Origin of the sequence: Paenibacillus artemisiicola (assembly GCF_017652985.1) — a bacterium.
GTDB lineage: Bacteria > Bacillota > Bacilli > Paenibacillales > Paenibacillaceae > Paenibacillus_Z > Paenibacillus_Z artemisiicola.
Genome location: NZ_JAGGDJ010000009.1, coordinates 128777 through 148311 on the forward strand (window position 1 = coordinate 128777; position 19535 = coordinate 148311).

Here is a 19535-nt window from a genome sequence, read left to right on the forward strand (position 1 = left end):
TATGTTGAATGAAACTACCCGCTAGGCGTTCAGTCTTCGAAATAGTGACCCTGCTCAAGGTCCGAGATAAGCGAAGCGTGCTCGGGCAGCCAACCGAAGCGTTCCTGCGTCAGCGCGCTTGAAGTCGGATTGTCGACGGAGGCGGCGAAGGAAAGCCAGCCGAAGTGATCGGCTGCTTCTTCCTGCGAAATACCGGCCACCGGCAGGTTCAGGCGTCGACCGATGATGGCGGCGATCTCGCGGAGCGGCACACCCTCGTCGCCGACCGCGTGCAGCCGTGCGCCGGCCGCTGCGCCTTCTACCGCCATACGGAAGAGGCGCGCCGCATCGAGGCGATGCACGGCCGGCCACCGGTTGGATCCGTCGCCGATGTAGGCGGAGACGCCTTTGGCGCGGGCGATCTCGATCAGGGTCGGGATGAAGCCATAGTCGCCCGGACCGTGCACGGATGGCGAGAGACGGACGATGGACGACCGCACCCCGCGCTTAACCAATGCCATTGCCGCCTCTTCGGAGCGCCGGTGCGCGGTCGGCATCGCCGCGTCCTCTTCCGTACCAAGGCGTCCCGGTGCGAGCATGAGCGTCCCGGAGGTGACCACGAACGGTTTGCCGGAACCCTCAAGCGCTTCTCCGATCGCTTCGATCGCCAGCCTGTCGGTCTCGGCGGCGGCCGCAAAGTTCGAGAAGTCGTGAATGAAGGCCAGGTGAATGACGCCGTCCGCAGCAGCGGCGCCGCCGCGCAGACTGTCGAGATCGTCGAGGGCGCCGCGATGCACGTCCGCTCCCGCCGCCGTCAAGGCTGCGGCAGACTTGTCCGAACGGGCAAGACCTGCAACCCGATGCCCTGCATCGATAAGTTCGCGGACGACCGCCGAACCGATGAATCCCGTAGCTCCCGTAACAAAAATTCGCATGATGAAGTCCTCCTCAAAATGAATAAGATTGCTTACAAACGTAAGGATAACGTATCGAGTGCACTCGATAGCAACAGCGTTCGAATCGATGGTATACTAAAAATTATGGAAACCAATTTCTCAAGCAAACAGGTGTCTGAACAGACGGGACTCAGCATCCATACCTTGCGATACTACGAGCAAATCGGATTAATCGACGGCATAGCACGGGACGAAAATGGATATCGTAACTATTCGCAATCCGATATCGTATGGTTCCAGGTGTTAAGTTACTTTCGGGCGATGGGGATGCCCATTCGGGAGATGCTGGAGTTTTTCGCCTTGAACGATAATCAAGTCTCCCCGATAACGGCTCGGCGAGAATTCATGGAAACGTATCGCATGAAGGTGATCGATCAAATGAAGGAACTTGAACAGACGCTGGAGAAAGTCGATGATAAAATCCTATTTTTCAAAAATCTAGAGGAATCCGATAAGCTGCAAAAGAACCCGGTGAAGGACGTCTGAGCAAACCGGCACGTTTGGGGGAGCAAGTCCGAACTGACAAAGGAGCTGCCGCGGCAGCTCCTTTGTCATGCGTTTTACCATTTTATCTTGCGGCTCAAGGTGCCCCGTTGATCATGCACGCGCTTGACCTGAACCTGACGCGATCCGTACGAATCAAGTTCATAAGTCGCTTCCATTATTGATTCCGCTAACAGCCTTTCTTTTCCGACGCCGCCTCCTTCTTGGTAAGGGAAAATAAAGTTCTTTATCCGTGGTCCAGTAAAACCAGGGTTTTTTAGAGGATCAATATCGTATTCAGATAAAATAATTGTTGTTTAATTGTACGACTTTGAGTTGTCCCGCGGCTGAAATCACAAAAATAAAGTTGTTTAATCAGCATTATACAAAATGTCTGGAATAAAAATAAAGTTCTAAAATGAAAATCTAAAAGTTTGGCCCCAAACTCCCTAGATAGCACAAAAACGGCAGCCGATCCAGCTGCCGTCAAAAAATTGAATATCGTCTAATGCGCTGTTAGCGTGACCCTTAATGTTCTTCAAAGGGACCACTATCCATTGTTTGTGTTAGTCATTTGTTTTGACTTTCAAGAATTTCCGATCAGTTCTTTATTTAAACAAAAAATTTCATATAAGATAACAAAAGTCTCCTACACCGCTTAATTTAATTTTATTAATTAAAATGCTGTTTCAGTATTTTTTGAGGTCTTACTTTCCACAAGATAATGAACGAAACACAGACAACAAATAGACTAACCCAATAAACATCACGTATACCGACGAACTGAGCGATCATCCCTCCACCTAAATTTCCTACCAGCCTTCCGATAATGGTGCCATTGTAATAAATCGCAGAGGACCTTCCAGGTGAGTTTGGCAGCAGCTCAGTAAAATAGCTTAACCCATTGCCCATAACAATCGCCACAAACACCGCCTGTAGAAGCTGTGCGCCGATAAGCTGCCAGGAATGTGTAGAAACACTTAAGATGACGTTATAAATTATCGCGATAAAACAGGCACTGATCATTAATGAATGGTTTGATAACTTTCTGCCCACAGCACCTAGTGCAAACATAATCGGAATCTCTAATCCAGCACAGATGCTAACGACCAATCCGACATCTGTATGTGTACCATGAAGCTCTTTAACGATAAGCAAAGGTGTAATAATCCCGTTTACGGCATTTACTGCAAATAATAAGACGAAAGCAAGTAATGGATACAAAATACGCCTACGATTAAGTGAATTTGTATCAGCATTAGCCGAGTTTGTCTGGGGGAAAATTCCAGTCTCAATCCTAAATAGGGCTCAGCAGGAGTAGCTTCAGTAACTTGCGTACTGACTGGTAATTGTACGGAGGAAACAAGGTAATCAGCGAGACTATATCTGAAGCGATCCTTTCCAAGCCAGACTTCCTTTGCACCTTGCATAATCATGCAAAATGAGGGCTTGTATACCCCGTGGGTCGGCTCACTCGTATTAGAACGGCGCAGAAAGTAAAGATTTGGGATAGCCGTTATATGAGCACCATCTCCCGCTGAGTAACGTTCAATGAGACTAATGAGCTCCTGATTCTTTGTTGTGATCTTTTCTGTCATATGCTTCTCCTCTTTCCGGCATCCTTCGCAGCTCAATTATAGGCCATAATCATTTGATTTTTAAGCTGAAGCGAGAGGATTAGGCAATGATTCGAGACGATTGGGATAACGAGCATTACGACTTTTGGTACATACTGATGAATATACGGGCATTGAAAATTGATTGATTTTCCAATCCACTTTAATTACGGAGGTCTGATTTAACATGCAAACAGTAACGTTGAACAATGGTATTGAGATGCCAATAATCGGACTTGGCGTTTTTCAAATTCGAGATGAAAATGAATGTGAACAAAGCGTTTATGACGCTATTATGGCGGGCTATCGGCTGATTGATACCGCTGCCTCTTATCTAAACGAGGAGGCCGTCGGCAGAGCGATTAAACGCAGTGGCGTGGCGAGAGAGGATCTGTTTATCACTACAAAACTTTGGGTTCAGGATACCGGTTATGAACGTACGAAGAAAGCCTTCGAAAATTCATTGAATCGCTTGCAGCTCGATTATTTGGATTTGTATTTAATTCATCAGCCTTACGGCGATGTCTACGGCTCTTGGCGCGCAATGGAGGAATTGTATCGTGAGGGCAAGATTAGGGCTATTGGTGTCAGTAACTTTCATGAAGATCGCCTAATCGATCTCATTCTTCATAATGAATTTGCTCCTGCTGTAAATCAAGTCGAAACACATCCCTTCAACCAGCAAATTGAGAATGCTAAATTTATGAAAGAGCATTCCGTTCAAATCGAATCTTGGGCACCTTTTGCTGAAGGTAAAAATAATCTGTTTCAGAATGCGGTATTCGTAGGCATAGCCGAAAAATATAACAAGTCAGTTGCACAAGTAGTGTTGCGTTGGTTAACACAAAGAGAAGTCGTCGTGATTCCAAAATCCGTTCGTAAAGACCGTATTATTGAGAATTTAAATATCTTTGACTTTGAACTTAATGAAGCAGATATGGAGTCGATTGCTTCATTGGATACAAAACAGAGTCTGTTCTTCTCCCATCGAGATCCGGAAATGGTTAAATGGATTGGTACGCGTAAACTGGATATCTAATTAATACTGATTTCCGACAGTTCTTCACAAAGAGCATTGACTTAGTCAGTGCTCTTTTGTGCGCTAATTAACGTTTTCAAAAAACTCACCTTTCAGCTAAATAAAAGGTTCAATGTCCCAGTCAACCTCTCCGCTACAGTAATAGCAAACAATCAAGGAACTTTATTTTCATCGGAACTATTTCCGACCAGAGTGAGTAAAGAACTTTATTTTACGTTAAAGAACTTTATTTTCAATTAAAGACCTTTATTTTTCCTCACTACTTCTTCTTGTCGATATTGTGAAAGAAATCACAACATTCAAATCCCCGTCACAAATATTGTGAAATAAATCACAACAGTCGTTTATAATAGCCGTATACAGGTTAACGTTACCAGTACCCACCAATTCCGAACAGAGGGAAGGGATGCCGCATGGCCCGAGAACCGCGTTCCGGGAACGAACGCAACCGCATCGCCAAACAAGAAAAACGACTGATCGTGCTCTGTCTCTTCGTCTCTGCCGTCATGCTGCTGTCCCTGTCCCGTTATCTGTTCGAATGACGAGCATGGTTCGGCAAAACGTTCGTTATCATACCAAGCTTTGGGAGGGATCATGATGCTGCTCAGCGGTTACGATCCGGTCATGTACAGCCGGATGCTCACGGGTCTTACGCTTGCGTTTCATATTATCTTCGCGACGATCGGCGTCGGCGTGCCCCTGATGATCGCGCTCGCCGAGTGGATCGGCATTAAGCGGAACGACGATCATTACCTGCTCCTCGCCCGCCGATGGGCGCGCGGCTTCGTCATTACGGTCGCCGTCGGCGTCGTGACCGGCACCGCCATCGGCCTGCAGCTCAGCCTGCTCTGGCCGACCTTCATGCGGGTCGCGGGACAATCGATCGCGCTGCCGCTGTTCATGGAGACGTTCGCCTTCTTCTTCGAGGCGATCTTCCTCGGCATTTATTTATACACGTGGGAACGGTTCAAGAAAAAAACGACGCATCTGCTGCTCCTCATCCCGGTCGTTCTCGGCTCGTCCGCGTCGGCCTGCTTCATTACCATCGTCAACGCGTTCATGAACGCGCCGGCGGGCGTCAAGGTGGAAGGCGGCAAGATCGTCGACATCTCCCCGTTCGGCGCCATGCTGAGCCCGGCCATGCCGACGAAGGTGTCGCACGTGCTCGTCACCGCCTACGTGACCTGCGCCTTCGTGCTGGCCGCCATCGCCGCATGGTCGCTCCTGAAGGGGCGCAATCACGTCTATTATAAGAAGGCGCTCAAGCTGACCATGACGTCCGCCTTCGTCTTCATCCTCGCCAGCGCGGTCATCGGCGACCTGTCGGGCAAGTACTTGGCCAAGTACCAGCCGGAAAAGCTCGCGGCGATGGAATGGCACTTCGATACGACGAAGCAGGCGCCGCTCGTGCTCGGCGGCATTCTGACGGACGACAACGAGATCAAATACGGCCTCAAAATTCCGTTCGCGCTTAGCATTCTCGCCCATGGGCTGCCCAATGCGGAAGTGACCGGCCTGAACGACATTCCGGAAGACGAGCATCCGCCGCTCTACATCCATTACCTGTTCGATCTCAAGATGGCGTTCGTGGCCGTCATGGTCGTCATCTCCGGCGCCTTCATGCTGCTGCTCTACCGCAAGCGGGACGCGGTCTTCCGGAACAAGTGGCTGCTCCGCGGCATCATTCTCGCGGCGCCGCTCGCGATGGCCACGATCGAGCACGGCTGGATCTTCTCCGAGATCGGCCGCCAGCCGTGGCTGCTCCGCGGCATCATGCGCACGTCGGAAGGCGCGACGGCCTCGGAGCACGTCGACACGATGCTCGTCGTGTTTGCCCTGCTGTACGTCGTGCTCGGCGTCTCCGCGGTCACGGTGCTCATCCGCATGTTCCGCAGCAACCGGGCGGAAGACGAAATCGCCGCGAAAGGCTTTAAAGGAGGCGACGGGCTATGAGCTACGAGCTGCTCGGCATTACCGTCCTTTGGACGTTCCTGTTCGGTTATCTGATCGTCGCCTCCATCGACTTCGGTGCCGGCTTCTTCAACTACTACAGCGCCGTTACCGGCAAGCAGCATCTGATCAACGGCATCATCCAGCGGTACCTCTCGCCGGTGTGGGAAGTCACGAACGTGTTCCTGGTCTTCTTCTTCGTCGGCATCGTCGGCTTCTTCCCGGACACGGCGTATTACTACGGCACCGCCCTGCTCGTGCCGGGCAGCGTCGCGATTATTCTGCTCGCGATCCGCGGTTCCTATTACGCGTTCAACACGTACGGCACGAACAATAACAATCGCTTCTATATGCTCCTCTACGGCGCGAGCGGCCTGCTCATTCCCGCTTCGCTGTCGACGGTCATGACGATCTCGGAAGGCGGCTACATTGCGGAGAACGCCTCCGGCAAGCTCACCTTCCTGTACGGCAAACTGTTCTCGTCGACGTATTCGTGGACGGTCGTGCTGCTCGCGCTCGTCAGCGTGCTGTACATCTCGGCGATGTTCCTGAGTTACTACGCCGACCGGGCGAACGACCGCGGCGCGTTCGAGGTCGTCCGCAAGTACGCGCTCGCCTGGAGCGGCCCGACCATTCTGTGCAGTCTGCTCGTCTTCTTCGCGATCCGCCGCCACAATCCCGTCCACTTCGAGCAAATGGAGCATTTCGCCTGGATGTTCGTCCTGTCGTTCGCCTGCTTCCTCGTCGCCGTGTACCAGGTCTGGACGCGCAAGCGGCTCGGCCTCGCGTTCGTCTTCGTCATGCTGCAGTTCGGCTTCGCCTTCTACGGCTACGGCGCCGGCCACATGCCGTACGTGCTGTACCCGTACTTAACGATCCACGATAACTTCACGAGCGAGCCGATGGCGATCGCGCTCATCGCGGTGTTCCTTCTCGGCCTGCTGCTGCTCGTGCCGTCGCTGTACCTGCTCATGCGCCTGTTCTTGTTCGACACGAAGTACGTGCAGGGCAAGCGAGCCAAATAACCGATAACCGATTCGGAGGAGACCGCCATGATCGAAAAGTTTCTCATCTTCGTCGCCCCGTTCCTTGTCCTCTTGCTGTCCGTCGGCTTCCTGTTCTGGTGGGGCGCGCGCAAGCCGAAGAGAGACCGCGCGTGATGAACCGGCGCGCTTCCGCGCACACTAAGGCATGCCGCCGCCGACGCAGCCAGCAAGTAAACAAGAGGCTGCGGACCGCGCGGACAACCCAGCATGCAAAGGAGCGCGCGCTATGACGTCACCCAAGAACCGCCGCGAGAACGCGTGGAAGAGCCGCAAGCAGAACCAGAAGCCGCACGGCGAGGTCAAGTCGCTCGCCGAGCTGTCGGACGAAGCGTCCTCCGGCGTCGCCGGCTACGTGAACGCCCGCACGGACGGCGACTGACCGACTGACGCACAAAAAAAGCCCAAGGCGCAATCGCCTTGGGCTTCTTATTTCGGCAGGGCCGATACTATTCGAAGTAAACCGCTTTGCCCGTTGCGGACGACTCGTAGATGGCTTCCAGAATTTCGGAAACGACGAGCGCTTGCTCCGGTTTAACGAACGTTTCTTTGTCGTTCAGCACGGCATCGATCCACCAAGCCGCTTCCAGCACTTCGGCCGTTTCGCTCGCGCCTTCGTAGAAAGCAACGCCGCCGCTGTTCAGCTCGATGTTCTTGACGTACAGACGGCTGTTCTCTTCGCCGTTGATGCGAAGGCCGTTCTTCATGTCGGCGCCGGCTTTCGTGCCGCTCAGGGACACTTTTGCTTCGTCGACTTCCAGGGAGTTCAGCGCCCAGCTGGATTCGAGGATAACGGTCGCGCCGTTCTTCATCGTGATCATCGCGAACGCGGAATCTTCGACCGTGAATTTCGCCGGATCCCAAGGACCCCAAGCGTTAGCGGCATTCTCGGTTTGGGACAGCTTGTGGTACGCGCGGCCGAGAACGACCTGCGGCTCGTAGTTGTCCATCATCCAGAGAACGAGGTCAAGCGCGTGCGTGCCGATATCGATCAGCGGGCCGCCGCCTTGTTTTTCTTCGTCCAGGAATACGCCCCACGTCGGAACGGCGCGGCGACGGATCGCGTGCGCTTTCGCGAAGTAGATTTCGCCCAGCTCGCCTGCGTCGACCGCTTGCTTCAGGTAGCGGCTGTCGGCACGGTAACGGTTGTTGTAGCCGATGCTGAGTTTTTTGCCGGTGCGCTTAGCGGCTTCCAGCATTTTGCGGGCGTCGGCTGCCGTTTTGGCCATCGGCTTCTCGCACAGCACGTGCTTGCCGGCTTCCAGCGCGTCGATGGAGATGGCGGCGTGGGAATCGTTCGGCGTGCAGACGTGGATGACGTCGATGGACGCGTCTTTCAGCATTTCTTTGTAGTCACTATATACTTTGGATTCTTCATTGCCGTATTTTTCTTTCGCTTGCTCGGCTTTCTCGACGATGATATCGCAGAAAGCCACGATTTCGGCTTCTTTCACTTGCGCCAAGCTTGGAAGATGTTTGCCGTTGGCGATACCGCCGCAGCCGATAATACCTACGCGAGCCTTTGCCATTAAATTTCTACCTCCATAAGTCGGGAAATGATATACTTTGTAGTATGCGCGTTGACGTACCGTCCTGCACCCGAAGCTCCGGCTGCCGCGTTCCGCTTGCCGGCTTCCGAGCCGGGACGCATGCTAGAACTAGTATAGTGCAAGACTTGTCCAAAAATATAGGCGCTTTAATGGCCTGGTTTTATGTGATTTTGCTGTCGAAGGGATGGTACCGTGGAATTCTACAATGAGAAGGTCGTTTATGAAAACCCTCTATTGTCGATAAAAGTGTTTCAAGCCCAACGGAATAGCGATTTGTTCATCAATTGGCATTACCACCGGGAAATCGAACTGCTGCTCGTCCTCGGCGGCGAGCTCGACCTCAATATCGAAGAAGAAGCCGTCCGCCTCGGCAGCGGCGACATCGCGCTCATCGGCTCCAGGCAGCTCCACCGCGACCGCAGCGTGAGCAATCCCGTCGACTACATCGTGCTGCAGTTCGATCTGGAGCAGTTCATCGACCAGAGCTCCATGCCGTACATGCGGTTCTTCTCGGAAACGAAAAACCCGCTCAGCCGCGCGAATTACATCTTCCGCGACAACGAAGCCGCCCGCGCCGAAGCCTCCGCCTGCATTACCGAGATTCACCGGGAGGTCACCTCCAAGCAAAACGGCTACGAGCTCGCCGTCAGCATGCTGATCAAGAAGATGCTGCTGCTGCTCATCCGCAACGACGCGAAGCGCGTGCTGGCGGATCACGACGATTTCGACCGCGCGCGCCTGCGGAGCGTCATCGACTACGTGGAGGAGCACTTGACCGACCGCATTCAGGTCGAGGAAGTGTCCAAGCTGGCGAATATGAGCTATTACTATTTCGTCAAATTTTTCAAGAAGGCGATCGGCCTGTCCTTCACCGAATACGTCAATTACCGCAAGATCAAATGGGCGGAACGGATCCTGCTCACGAAGGATCTCAGCATCTCCGAGGTCGGGGACCGCATCGGCATGCCGAACATGGCGCATTTTTATAAAATGTTCAAGAAATACAACGACTGCTCGCCGAAGCAGTTCCAGAAAAAAATGCTCGAATGGAATCGCATCTAACTCGAATCTATCCGCTTCCTGCCGGAGAACGTTCCGCCGCGGCCCGCCTTCAGCCGAACATGCGCTTCATGAACGCCAAGCCCGCTTCCAGCTCCCGCTCCGGCTCCCGCACCGTGCACTCCGCCGAGATCGTCCCGCCGTAGCCGGCCGCCTTCAGCCGCGCGGCGAACGCCTCGTAAGGGTACGTCCCCGTGCCGGGCGACAACCGGCCCGTGTCCGCCAGATGGACGTGCGCCAGCCAATCGCGGTTCCGCTCCAGCGTCTCCAGTGCCTCGCCTTCCTCGTCCATATGGTAGAAATCGGCCAGCACCCGCACCGGGCCGCGGTTGATTTGCTTCGCCAGGGCGACCGCCTCGTCCACGCTGTTCACGATATTGCTTTCCTTCCGGTTCAACGGCTCGACCGCGAGCGTCAAGCCCGCGCCTTGGAATTCGTCCGCGATCGCGTCCAGCGTCAACAGCAGCTGCTCCTCGCCTCGCGCGCGGTCCCAGCCTTCCGGCAGGCTGCGCGACCTTCCGCTGCCCAGCACGACCGTGCGGGCGCCGATCCGGTGCAGCGCCTCGGCCGTCCCATGCACGTACCGCCTCACCCGCTCCGCGTCGCGCTCCGGCCCGACGAGCTTCAAGTCCCCGGGGAAAAAAATGCTGAACACGCTTACGGGAAGCGGACTTTCCAGGTACGCGGGCAGTGCCCGGCGGCATGCCGCAGGATCCTCCACGTTCAGCGACACCACCGTGCATTCGATGAAATCAAAGCCCAGCAGCCGCATCCGTTCCGCGTCCTCGATGCCTCTGCACCATCCATAGGAAATCATGTCCCGACACCTCCTAGAGTATGTACACCGCCCATCGTACCATTAATTGGCACCCTGCAGTAGGCATGAACGGAACGCGCTTCTATAAAATCGTGACAATTACGCATAAAAACCCGAATCATCAATTCGATGATCCGAGTTTCTTGGGCATGACGAGCTTATAGCCGACGCCGCGGATGGATTCGATCTCGACCGACTGCTGGCCGAGCTCCAGCTTCTTGCGCAAGGAGCTGACGTGCACGTCGACCGTCCGCTGGCCGCCGATGTAATCGAACCCCCAGACGACGTTCATGAGATCGTCGCGGGTAATGACCATCCCCGGACGCTGGACGAGGTACAGCAGCACCTCGAATTCCTTCGGCCGGAGCGGCACCGTCTCGCCGTTCAGGATGACTTCGTAGCGTTCCGGATAAATCGACAGATCGCCGGCCGTAATGACCTTGTCCGTCGATTCCGTCACCTTGCTCTCGTCGTGTCCCGTCCGGCGCAGCACCGCGGATACGCGGGCCAGCAGCTCCGCGACGCCGAACGGCTTCGTCATGTAATCGTCCGCGCCGCGCTTCAGCCCCTGCACGACTTCCTCTTCCGCGTTGCGCGCGGTTAGCACGATGACGGGCGTTTTGTTGCCGTTCTGGCGCAGGCGGGACAAAATCTCAAACCCGTTCATGCCGGGCAGCATGATATCTAAAATAATTAAATCGAACGAACGCTGCAGCGCCACCTGCAAGCCTTCCGCTCCATGGTCGATCACGGTCGTATCGTAGCCTTCTTGCGACAGGTTGTACGAAAGCAGTCTTGCCAATGTCGGCTCGTCCTCGATGACCAACACTTTTTGTGTCATGTTGACCCCCCGGCTGCCACGCTGATTCCAATCAACATGGATTTTCACGTTCTTTTACACTATCATAGCATTGTTTCCGCCGCAGGGTAAACCCCTGTCCGGCCGAGCCGCCCGCTACTGGAGCACGGGAAGCTCGATGGTGAAGGTCGACCCGATGCCGACCCGGCTCTCGACGGTGATCGTGCCTTTGTGCAATTCCACCAAATGCTTGACGATGGAAAGCCCGAGGCCCGTGCCGCCGGAGCTCCGCGACCTGGCTTTGTCGACGCGGTAGAACCGCTCGAAGATGCGCGGCAGGTCCTTCTTCGGAATTCCCATGCCCGTGTCGGAGATATGGATGCGGATATGCTCGTAATTTTCTTGGCCTTCGTCGTCGAACGACAGGTTCGGGTCGTGAACGGGCTCCACCGTGATAGACACGCTGCCGCCTTCCGACGTGTACGCGATGCCGTTGGCCAGCAGGTTCATGACGATCTGCCGCAGCCGGTCCTCGTCCGCCTCCACGTACAGCCCCGGTTCGACCCTGGCCGTGACGCGAATCTGCTTGCGCACCGCCTCGGCGCTCATGAGCTCGATGGTCTTGTACACGAACGGGGACAGCTCGATCGGCGAGAACTGCAGCGGCACGCGTCGGGATTCGATCTTGGATAGCTCCAGGATGTCCCCGATCAGCCGGTTGAGCCGGTCGCTCTCGTCGTAGATGATCTGCAGGAACGACCGCGCCAGCTCGGGATCGTCGACCGCCCCGCCGAGGAGCGTCTCGGCGAAGCCCTTGACCGCCGTGACCGGCGTCTTCAGCTCGTGCGAGACGTTCGCCACGAATTCGCTGCGCATCCGCTCGAGCCTGCGGATCGCCGTCACGTCCTGCAGGACGAGCAGCACGCCGCCAAACTCCCCGTTATGCTCGTTATCCTCGAAGATCGGCACCAGGTTGAGATCCAGCAGCCGCTCCTCCGGAAAATAAAACGTCACCTCGTCGCGCAAATGCTCCCGGCGCTCGAGCGCCTCCTGAATGATCTGCGACAGCTCGTACTGCTGCTTCGCCGAGGCGTAGTGCTGGCCGACCAGCTCGCGCGCGGAGAAGCCGAGCACTTCCTCCGCCATCCGGTTCAGCAGCACGATCTTGCCGCCGGCATCGATCATGACGACGCCGTTGATCATGTTGTCGAGCACGCTCGCGAGCTGCTGCTCGTTCTGGTGAATCCGCGTCATCTGCACCTGCAGCCCTTCGGCCATCGCGTTGATTGCCTGGCCGAGCTCGCCGATTTCGTCGTTGCTCTTGACGGCGACCCGGGCGCGGTAATCCAGGTTCTTGATCCGCTTCGACACCTTCGTGATCTGCTCGAGCGGACGGGTCAGGCCGCGCGCCACGCGGTAGCTGATCAGCGCCGCGAGGGCGAAGAGCACGACCAGCCCGAGCAGCAGCGCCACCCAGATGCGCTTGACGCTCTCGTCCGCCTTCTCCAGGCTGAGCGCCAGCCGGATGATATCCGAATTCGGATCGTCCGGCTTCACTTTCATCGCGACGTACAGCAGGTTCTGCTTGATCGTGTCGCTGTAGCGGGTCGTCCGGCCGATGCCGTCCTGCTTCGCCTCCAGCACTTCCTTGCGCGTCGAATGGTTGTCCATCGTGCGCGGATCGTGATCGGAATCGCCCAGCACGACGCCGTCGCTGCGGATGAACGTGATCCGGGTATCCGTAATGTCCTTCAAATGCTTCGCTTCATTCGTGTAATAATCGTACAGCTCGTCCGGGCTGCCCTGCTTCCAATCCATTTCGTCCAGGATGATCCTCATTTCCCGGACCATGTTGTCCTGCAGCGCCTCCAAGTGGTTGTCCCGGTAAGTCTTGCCCATGAATAGTCCTGCGGCCAACACCGCGAGTCCGATCATCGCGATCAGAATCAGGGTCAGCCGCGTGCGAAAGCTGCTCATTGCTCTGTCTCAACTCCCAAGGCTGTTTCCTTCATCCCCAATCGTACTTCCACTTAGCCTTCGACGCCAGCCGTTGTTTTATGAAGCTTTTGTAAAACGTAATGGTGCACGGTGGCCAGCGGCTGCTGGATCAAAATCGACAGCACGACCGGGACGGCCGTCAGCGGGCTGAAGTAGCCCATCGCGAGCACGATCCCGAGAGAGATGTTGCGCATGCCCGTCGCGTACGAGACGGTGATCTGCAGTTCCCGGTCCCGGTACGGCATCGTGCCGAAATAACCGATCGCGTAGCAGATGCCCACCATCGCGAGCGACAGCGGCACGAGCCGCAGCAGGTCGCCGCCGAGCTGCTCCGCGTACGGCGCGATGGCCGCCGCGTTCAGCAGCACGACGGCGACGAAGCAGAGCTTCGAGATCGGCGCCGCAAACGGCTTGACCGCGTTCTGGATCCGGCCCTTGCTCAGTTCGTACAAGGTTACGCCGATGATCGTCGGCACGACGATGATGAGCAGCAGATCGCGGATCATGTCGCCGGTGTCGGTCTTCACCGCCTGATGGAAGAGCAGCCGGATGCCGCCGGGCACGACGATCGGGCTGAGCGCCGAGTCGATGACGACCATCGCCAGCATGAGCGGGATGCTGCCGCCGGACAGCCCGACCCAAAGCACGGTCGACACGCCGAGCGGAATGATTGTGAACAGCACCATTCCCACGACGTACGGCGACTCCGGGCCGAAGAACAGCGCGCCGACGCCGTACGCGACGAGCGGCGACAGCACGTGCGCAATGAGGAACGTGAGCACGAGTACGCCCGGCCGGCGGACGACCGTCCGCAGCTGCCCGAGGCCGCAGCCGATCGCCATCGTCAGCGTGACGTACGCGAACAGATACGGCACGGCTGGCACGAAGCGCTGCAGCGGCCCGGAAAAAAAGAACCCCAGGACAAGGGATCCCGGGATAATGAGGAACATCCATTGTTCAAACCTAGCGTTAAAGGCGAGTCCGAAGCTGCGCATTGGAGCTAGACATCCCTTTCTTCTCCGGCCGCGCGCGGCGGGGGCGGGACGGTCGTCCCGTCCGCCCGCCGCGCGTCCGTCGTCGGCGGTTTATTTGAATACCGGTTCCTTGAATTGCTGCAGCTTCTCGAAGGAATCCTTGTCGACGTCGGCGTGCAGGCTGTTGCCGTGGGCGTCCATCGTGACGACGGCCGCGAAGCCTTCCGTCTGCAGATGCCACATCGCCTCCGGGATGCCGAATTCCATGAAGTCGACGCCGTTGACGTTCTTGAAGCATTCCGCGTAATACTGCGCCGCGCCGCCGATGGCATTGAGGTACACCGCGCCGTGCTCCTGCAGCGCCGCCAGCGTCTTCGGCCCCATGCCGCCCTTGCCGATCACGGCGCGGATGCCGAACTTCTTGATGATGTCGCCTTGGTACGGCTCCTCGCGGATGCTCGTCGTCGGGCCCGCCGCCTTGACCTGCCAGCCCTGCTCGTCCTTCAGCATGACCGGGCCGCAGTGGTAAATGACGGAACCGTTCAGATCGACGGGCGCGTCGTGGTCCATGAGATGGTGATGGATCGCGTCGCGGCCCGTGTGCATCTCGCCGTTGATGATGACGATGTCGCCGACCTTCAGCGCGCGCATCTGTTCCTCCGTCAACGGCGTGTTCAGGACGACCTCGCGGCGCTCGGAGCGGTCGGTGACCGCTTCTGCGGCTTCGTCGGCCGCGCCGTTCTTCATCGGCGTATCGGAGCCGTTCGGGTAGATCCACGAACGGATCCCGCCGGTTTCCGCGTTCAGCAGCACGCCTTGGCGGCGGTATGCCCAGCAGTTATACGCGACGGAGACGAAGAAGCTCGCCGGCAGCCGGTTCATGACGCCGATCTTGCAGCCAAGCAGCGTGACTTGGCCGCCGAAGCCCATCGTGCCGATCCCGAGCTTGTTGGCGTTCTCGAGCACGTATTCTTCGAGCCGGGCCAGCTCCGGAATTTCGTTCGCGTCGTCCGTATGGCGGAACAGCTGCTGCTTCGCCAGCTCGTAGCCCGTCGTCCGGTCGCCGCCGATGCCGACGCCGATGAAGCCCGCGCTGCAGCCCTGTCCTTGCGCCTGGTACACGGCGTGCATGATGCATTTGCGGATGCCGTCCAGGTCGCGGCCGGCTTTGCCGAGGCCAGGGATTTCCATCGGCAGGCTGTATTGAATGTTCTTGTTCTCGCAGCCGCCGCCCTTCAAAATGAGACGGACGTCGATGTCGTCCTTCTCCCATTGCTCGAAGTGGATGACCGGCGTGCCCGGGCCGAGGTTGTCGCCCGTATTGCCGCCCGTCAGCGAATCGACGGAGTTCGTGCGCAGCTTGCCGTCCTTGGTCGCGCGCGCGATGGCGCTGCGGATCTGCCGCTTCATGACGATCTGATTCGCGCCGACCGGCGTATGCACGACGAACGTCGGCATGCCCGTGTCCTGGCAGATCGGAGATACGTTGCACTCGGCCATCTCGATATTGGTCGCGATCGTCGAGAGCGACAGGCCGGCGCGCGTCGCGCGGTCCTCCGCCTCCTGCGCCGCTTGGATCACCTTCCGCACGTCGCCCGGAAGGTTGGTCGACGTTTCGACGATCAGGTCGTATACGCTTTGTTCAAAATGCTGCATGAGTCCGATATGGCTCCTCTCTCTGGTCGGTCATCGACTTTCCTACTATAATCTATATTAAAATCACTCTAATCTATCATACCACAAACGGAACGGGGCGGGCACGGGCCTTTTGGGGCGCCGGCCGCCGCCGGATCCGGACGGGAAAGGAAGATGCCGCCATGACGGACAGCCATTTTACGGCGTATATGTACCGGCTGCGCTACATCGAGCGCTGGAGCCTGATGCGCAACACGACCCGCGAAACCGTCGCGGAGCATTCTTACCATGTCGCGCTGCTCGCCCATCTGCTCTGCGAGATCGGCAACGCCGTGTTCGGCAAGTCGCTCCGCGCCGACCGGGCGGCCGCGATGGCGCTGTTCCACGACGCGACGGAGGTGTTCACCGGCGACATTCCGACGCCGGTCAAGCACCACAATCCGAAGATGCTCGCGAACTTCCGCGAGATCGAGGCGATGGCCGCCGAACGGCTGCTCGGCATGGTGCCGGAGCCGCTGAGGGACGTGTACGGGCCGCTCGTGCTCGGCGCGCCGGCGGACGCCGAAGAGGCCGAGCTCCTCCGAATGGTGAAGGCGGCCGACCTGCTTGACGCGTATATGAAATGCTTGTCCGAGCTCTCCTCCGGCAACCGCGAATTCGCCGTGGCGAAAGGGCAGACGGAGCGCAAGCTCGCCGCCCTCGGCATGCCGGAGGTCGATTGGTTCCTCGCCGAGATGGCGCCGAGCTTCAGCAAGACGCTCGACGAGCTGTCGGAATAAGCCGCTTACCAGCCCATCCGCTTCGCGAGCTCCGTCACGTGCGCGAGATGATGCTTGCCGTGCCAGGCATAGGCGCCAAGGTTGTAGTCCAGCCGGATTTCCTTGCCCGTCTCCGGATGGACGAAGCTCCGCGCGTAATCGGCGTCGCTCAGGCCGGCCAACAGCCCGACCCACCGTTCGTGCAGGGCGTCGAGCAGCGCCAGCGACGCGTCGACCGGCGCGAACGCGTCCGGCAGCTCCGCCCACCGGTCCTCGTAATACGGCCGGATCGTCGGTTTCTCCTCCGTCAGCGCCAGCTTGAAGCGGATATAGCTGTTCATGTGGCTGTCCGGCACATGGTGGACCACTTGGCGGACCGTCCATCCGCCGTCCCGGTACGGCGTGTTCAACTGTCCGTCGGACAGTCCCGCGACGGCCCCCCGCAGCCGGCCGGGCAGCTCCGCGATATCCGCGATCCACGCGTCGCGCCGCGCCTTCGGGATGTCCCCGCTCCATTCGAAATGGCCGATCGGGTATTTCAGCCGCTCTTCGTTTTGTTCCGGTCGGTTCCCCTGGGTTATCTCCATCATCCGTTTCCTCCTTATAATGAGCGAAAATTCAGCGGACGGCCTCCGCGCGCTCGCTTGCCTGCCCCTGCTCCGCCGTCCCTCCGCCGTACCGGACCCAGACGTCCTTGAAGTCGATCCAGCCGAGCGGCGACAGCGCGATTCCTTTCAGCTCCGGCTTGTACGTCGTGTTGCTCCGCTTATGCAGCAGGAACGTCACCTGCGTCTCCTCGCGGAGCCGGTCCTCCATCTCCTCGAGCAGGAACCGCCGCTGCTCCGGCGTCTCCGAGGCCACGGCCAGATCGATGCGGCCCTTCGCCCACGCCAGCAGCGCTGGGTCCATGTGCGCGTTCAGGAAGCTGCCCGTCTGCTCGTAGGTCTCGATCTCGCACACTTCGTCCTCCGCGAACACGAGGCTGTACAGGATGGCGTCGGCCTCTCCCAGCACGTTCAAATCGCGGCACTCGTCCCCTTCCATCAGCCGGATGTCCATGCGCACGCCGAACGCCGCGCACCGCGCCTGGATCCACTTGGCGTCGCGCTCGTGCCACCTGCGCGTATAGAGCGTGAACGGGGTCCCGTCGTAGCCCGCTTCCCGCAGCAGCGTCTCCGCCTGCCCGGCGTCGCTCCGGACGTGCCGCAGCGCGCTGTGCGCGTCGGGCCGGAAGCTGCGCGCCGCGTACATCCGGTTCTCGCCGAGCTCCCGCAGCATGAGGGAGCGGTCGAGCAATAGATCGACCGCCCGGCGAAACGACTGGGACTGCTGCGGCCCCGGCTTGTTCCGGTTCCACGTCATGAGCGAGCAGCCCTGCAGCAGCGACTCCAGCTTCGCCCAGCTCTGATCGCGCTGCTGGTCCCGGGCGTCATGCGCGAGCACCAGCTGCTCCCAGCAATGCTCCGAATCGATGCCTTCGCCGGACGGCACGATGGCGATCACGACCCCGTCCAGGTGCGCGCGGCCGTTGAAGTAGCCCGGATGCGCGTCCAGCACGAGCCGCTCCTCGTCCCAAGCTTGGATCATGAACGGCCCGGTTCCGGACGGGCGGCGCCAATACGCCTCCTCGTCGCGCTGCAGCGGTTCGCGCGGCAGGATGGACGCGGCCGTCGAGCACATGAACCGGTGAAAGATCCGGTTCGGCTTCGCCAGCGTCACCTTGACCGTGCGCGGTCCCGCGGCCTCGACGGCGGCGACGCCGCGCAGCAGCCAGCTGTTGGATCTGCCCTTCCGCAGCCGCTCGAGCGTGTAGACGACGTCGTCCGCCATCAGCTCATGCCCGGTGTGGAAGATGACGCCGCGGCGCAGATGGAACTGCCACGCCGTCGCGTCGGCCGAACACTCCCACGCATGCGCCAGCGAAGGCACGACCTGCCCCGCCTTCGCGTCGTACGCGACCAGCCGGTCGAACAGCTGGCGGATGATGTGCGCATCGAACGCGAAGTACACCTCGGCCGGGTCCATCGTGACGAGCGGAACGTGGATGGGCAGCCGCAGCATGTCCACCCGGCGCGCATCCTCTCCCGTTTCCGACCGGTACCCGAAGTGGAGCGTCAGCCATTCGTTGAATCGCTCCTTGACCGGCGTGCCGCCGCCGAACCGGTGAAGCAGCGCGAACGCCTGCTTGTAGCTGCCCTGTCCGGCAAGCGCCTTGGCGATGTCGAGCGCGAGGGCTTCCCGTTCCATCCGGAATTCGATGCGCGACCGGTTGCCGCGCCCCCGTCCCGGCTGCCAGACGATCCAGCCGTCCTCCTCCATCCGCCGCAGCACGAGCTTCGCGTTCCTGGCCGTGCAATAGAGCGCCTGCGCGAGCTCGTCCAGCGTCACCTCGACCGGCGTGCCGGCGCCCGCTTCCTCCGCGAAGCGCTGCATCAAGGTCAAATACCGTTCCGCCTGTACCGCCTGCATCCCCGTCGCCTCCCGCGTCTCCCGTAAAAGGGGAAGTCTTTTGCGTCAATTCTACTCTTTTTATCCTCTTTTGGCGATTGCATAATGAAACCAAGACATCGCGAGGAGGAATCGAGCATGCACGGATATCCGGTGACGTACACGGAAGAGAAGCTGCGGCAGTACCGGGAAGACGAAGGGGAGCTTCGCAGGCTCTGGATCGGCGGACGAAAGGAAAGCGCCTCGTCGCGGGCGCTCGGGTTCGCGGCGTCCGGCTGGTGGACGCGGCTGATGCGCAAGCGGCCGAACGGCAGAAGACGGCTCGACACTTCGACGAAGTGACGGCCGTCTTTTTTCGTGCAGCGGTTCGCGCGCCAAGTCCGCCATTGCGCCCCGCGTCTAGGCGTTCCGGCTTTGAGGCGTTCCGCCGA

Annotated in this window: 21 protein-coding genes; 10 read left to right on the forward strand and 11 right to left on the reverse strand. The window is 58.4% G+C overall.

Annotated elements, in window-relative coordinates:
* Nucleotides 1–29 precede the first annotated feature (29 nt).
* The gene (locus I8J29_RS14470) at nt 30–914 is read right to left on the reverse strand and encodes an SDR family oxidoreductase (protein ID WP_208848283.1); all 885 of its coding nucleotides are present in this window, start codon (nt 912–914) and stop codon (nt 30–32) included.
* Between the two features lie 18 nt (nt 915–932).
* Here I8J29_RS14470 and I8J29_RS14475 point away from each other — a divergent pair, with 18 nt between their 5' ends.
* The gene (locus tag I8J29_RS14475) at nt 933–1421 is read left to right on the forward strand and encodes a MerR family transcriptional regulator (RefSeq protein WP_240546189.1); all 489 of its coding nucleotides are present in this window, start codon (nt 933–935) and stop codon (nt 1419–1421) included.
* 669 nt (nt 1422–2090) lie between these two features.
* Here the strand turns inward: I8J29_RS14475 and I8J29_RS14480 are convergent.
* Complete coding sequence (locus tag I8J29_RS14480; protein ID WP_338113162.1) at nt 2091–2642, reverse strand: MFS transporter; 552 nt, start codon at nt 2640–2642, stop codon at nt 2091–2093.
* Complete coding sequence (locus tag I8J29_RS14485) at nt 2603–3016, reverse strand: AraC family transcriptional regulator (protein ID WP_208848284.1); 414 nt, start codon at nt 3014–3016, stop codon at nt 2603–2605. The genes I8J29_RS14480 and I8J29_RS14485 overlap by 40 nt, the downstream gene beginning before the upstream one ends.
* Nucleotides 3017–3221: 205 nt before the next feature.
* Between I8J29_RS14485 and I8J29_RS14490 the strand changes: the two genes are divergently transcribed.
* The 6 genes from I8J29_RS14490 (at nt 3222) to I8J29_RS14505 (ending at nt 7448) form a co-directional block, all read left to right on the forward strand.
* Nucleotides 3222–4073 carry an aldo/keto reductase gene (locus tag I8J29_RS14490; RefSeq protein WP_208848285.1) on the forward strand — a complete coding sequence of 284 codons (852 nt, stop codon included), beginning with the start codon at nt 3222–3224 and terminating at the stop codon, nt 4071–4073.
* Nucleotides 4074–4486: 413 nt separating this feature from the next.
* Nucleotides 4487–4615 carry a hypothetical protein gene (locus I8J29_RS34210; protein ID WP_276316285.1) on the forward strand — a complete coding sequence of 43 codons (129 nt, stop codon included), beginning with the start codon at nt 4487–4489 and terminating at the stop codon, nt 4613–4615.
* Between the two features lie 52 nt (nt 4616–4667).
* Complete coding sequence (locus I8J29_RS14495; RefSeq protein WP_240546191.1) at nt 4668–6026, forward strand: cytochrome ubiquinol oxidase subunit I; 1359 nt, start codon at nt 4668–4670, stop codon at nt 6024–6026.
* On the forward strand, nt 6023–7048 hold the full coding sequence (locus I8J29_RS14500) for a cytochrome d ubiquinol oxidase subunit II (protein ID WP_208848286.1): 1026 nt from the start codon (nt 6023–6025) through the stop codon (nt 7046–7048). Before I8J29_RS14495 ends, I8J29_RS14500 begins: the two co-directional genes overlap by 4 nt.
* Nucleotides 7049–7078: 30 nt before the next feature.
* Entirely contained in the window at nt 7079–7183 is a 105-nt protein-coding gene (gene cydS / locus I8J29_RS34640) for a cytochrome bd oxidase small subunit CydS family protein (RefSeq protein ID WP_420831123.1), read from the forward strand.
* 112 nt (nt 7184–7295) lie between these two features.
* On the forward strand, nt 7296–7448 hold the full coding sequence (locus tag I8J29_RS14505; protein ID WP_177222383.1) for a DUF6254 family protein: 153 nt from the start codon (nt 7296–7298) through the stop codon (nt 7446–7448).
* Between the two features lie 67 nt (nt 7449–7515).
* On the opposite strand, the gene I8J29_RS14510 is transcribed toward I8J29_RS14505, so the two are convergent.
* Nucleotides 7516–8595, reverse strand: coding sequence for a Gfo/Idh/MocA family protein (locus I8J29_RS14510; RefSeq protein WP_208848287.1), 1080 nt, complete (start codon nt 8593–8595; stop codon nt 7516–7518).
* A 213-nt stretch (nt 8596–8808) separates the two neighbouring features.
* On the opposite strand from I8J29_RS14510, the gene I8J29_RS14515 reads away from it, so the two are divergent.
* Complete coding sequence (locus tag I8J29_RS14515) at nt 8809–9678, forward strand: helix-turn-helix domain-containing protein (RefSeq protein WP_090646962.1); 870 nt, start codon at nt 8809–8811, stop codon at nt 9676–9678.
* Nucleotides 9679–9727: 49 nt separating this feature from the next.
* Here the strand turns inward: I8J29_RS14515 and I8J29_RS14520 are convergent, their stop codons facing one another.
* The 5 genes from I8J29_RS14520 to I8J29_RS14540 all read right to left on the reverse strand — a co-directional run bounded on the left by I8J29_RS14520 (nt 9728) and on the right by I8J29_RS14540 (nt 15919).
* Nucleotides 9728–10492 carry a sugar phosphate isomerase/epimerase family protein gene (locus I8J29_RS14520; protein ID WP_208848288.1) on the reverse strand — a complete coding sequence of 255 codons (765 nt, stop codon included), beginning with the start codon at nt 10490–10492 and terminating at the stop codon, nt 9728–9730.
* A gap of 121 nt (nt 10493–10613) precedes the next feature.
* Entirely contained in the window at nt 10614–11333 is a 720-nt protein-coding gene (locus I8J29_RS14525) for a response regulator transcription factor (protein WP_208848289.1), read from the reverse strand.
* Between the two features lie 114 nt (nt 11334–11447).
* Complete coding sequence (gene pnpS / locus I8J29_RS14530; RefSeq protein ID WP_208848290.1) at nt 11448–13268, reverse strand: two-component system histidine kinase PnpS; 1821 nt, start codon at nt 13266–13268, stop codon at nt 11448–11450.
* A 53-nt stretch (nt 13269–13321) separates the two neighbouring features.
* Nucleotides 13322–14284, reverse strand: coding sequence for a bile acid:sodium symporter family protein (locus I8J29_RS14535; RefSeq protein WP_208848291.1), 963 nt, complete (start codon nt 14282–14284; stop codon nt 13322–13324).
* Between the two features lie 90 nt (nt 14285–14374).
* Nucleotides 14375–15919, reverse strand: a complete 1545-nt coding sequence (locus I8J29_RS14540; RefSeq protein WP_208848292.1) for a fumarate hydratase — start codon at nt 15917–15919, stop codon at nt 14375–14377.
* A 161-nt stretch (nt 15920–16080) separates the two neighbouring features.
* On the opposite strand from I8J29_RS14540, the gene yfbR reads away from it, so the two are divergent.
* Entirely contained in the window at nt 16081–16677 is a 597-nt protein-coding gene (gene yfbR, locus I8J29_RS14545; protein WP_090646977.1) for a 5'-deoxynucleotidase, read from the forward strand.
* 5 nt (nt 16678–16682) lie between these two features.
* Here yfbR and I8J29_RS14550 read toward each other — a convergent pair whose 3' ends face one another.
* Nucleotides 16683–17246 (reverse strand): YfiT family bacillithiol transferase, encoded by a 564-nt coding sequence (locus tag I8J29_RS14550; RefSeq protein ID WP_276316286.1) that lies wholly within the window; start codon nt 17244–17246, stop codon nt 16683–16685.
* A gap of 28 nt (nt 17247–17274) precedes the next feature.
* Entirely contained in the window at nt 17275–19125 is a 1851-nt protein-coding gene (locus tag I8J29_RS14555) for an ABC transporter substrate-binding protein (protein ID WP_208848293.1), read from the reverse strand.
* 117 nt (nt 19126–19242) lie between these two features.
* Between I8J29_RS14555 and I8J29_RS14560 the strand changes: the two genes are divergently transcribed.
* Entirely contained in the window at nt 19243–19446 is a 204-nt protein-coding gene (locus tag I8J29_RS14560; RefSeq protein WP_208848294.1) for a hypothetical protein, read from the forward strand.
* Nucleotides 19447–19535 lie beyond the last annotated feature (89 nt).

Excerpts from the sequence above, each read along its gene's own strand:
- I8J29_RS14540 (WP_208848292.1), bottom strand. The coding sequence starts at position 15,919 with ATGCAGCATTTTGAACAAAGCGTATACGACCTGATCGTCGAAACGTCG.
- I8J29_RS14505 (WP_177222383.1), top strand. The coding sequence starts at position 7,296 with ATGACGTCACCCAAGAACCGCCGCGAGAACGCGTGGAAGAGCCGCAAG.
- I8J29_RS14535 (WP_208848291.1), bottom strand. The coding sequence starts at position 14,284 with ATGCGCAGCTTCGGACTCGCCTTTAACGCTAGGTTTGAACAATGGATG.
- I8J29_RS14510 (WP_208848287.1), bottom strand. The coding sequence starts at position 8,595 with ATGGCAAAGGCTCGCGTAGGTATTATCGGCTGCGGCGGTATCGCCAAC.
- I8J29_RS14485 (WP_208848284.1), bottom strand. The coding sequence starts at position 3,016 with ATGACAGAAAAGATCACAACAAAGAATCAGGAGCTCATTAGTCTCATT.
- I8J29_RS14490 (WP_208848285.1), top strand. The coding sequence starts at position 3,222 with ATGCAAACAGTAACGTTGAACAATGGTATTGAGATGCCAATAATCGGA.
- I8J29_RS34210 (WP_276316285.1), top strand. The coding sequence starts at position 4,487 with ATGGCCCGAGAACCGCGTTCCGGGAACGAACGCAACCGCATCGCCAAA.
- I8J29_RS14475 (WP_240546189.1), top strand. The coding sequence starts at position 933 with ATGAATAAGATTGCTTACAAACGTAAGGATAACGTATCGAGTGCACTC.
- I8J29_RS14525 (WP_208848289.1), bottom strand. The coding sequence starts at position 11,333 with ATGACACAAAAAGTGTTGGTCATCGAGGACGAGCCGACATTGGCAAGA.
- I8J29_RS14495 (WP_240546191.1), top strand. The coding sequence starts at position 4,668 with ATGATGCTGCTCAGCGGTTACGATCCGGTCATGTACAGCCGGATGCTC.
- I8J29_RS14470 (WP_208848283.1), bottom strand. The coding sequence starts at position 914 with ATGCGAATTTTTGTTACGGGAGCTACGGGATTCATCGGTTCGGCGGTC.
- I8J29_RS14520 (WP_208848288.1), bottom strand. The coding sequence starts at position 10,492 with ATGATTTCCTATGGATGGTGCAGAGGCATCGAGGACGCGGAACGGATG.
- pnpS (WP_208848290.1), bottom strand. The coding sequence starts at position 13,268 with ATGAGCAGCTTTCGCACGCGGCTGACCCTGATTCTGATCGCGATGATC.
- I8J29_RS14550 (WP_276316286.1), bottom strand. The coding sequence starts at position 17,246 with ATGATGGAGATAACCCAGGGGAACCGACCGGAACAAAACGAAGAGCGG.
- yfbR (WP_090646977.1), top strand. The coding sequence starts at position 16,081 with ATGACGGACAGCCATTTTACGGCGTATATGTACCGGCTGCGCTACATC.
- I8J29_RS14560 (WP_208848294.1), top strand. The coding sequence starts at position 19,243 with ATGCACGGATATCCGGTGACGTACACGGAAGAGAAGCTGCGGCAGTAC.
- I8J29_RS14500 (WP_208848286.1), top strand. The coding sequence starts at position 6,023 with ATGAGCTACGAGCTGCTCGGCATTACCGTCCTTTGGACGTTCCTGTTC.
- I8J29_RS14555 (WP_208848293.1), bottom strand. The coding sequence starts at position 19,125 with ATGCAGGCGGTACAGGCGGAACGGTATTTGACCTTGATGCAGCGCTTC.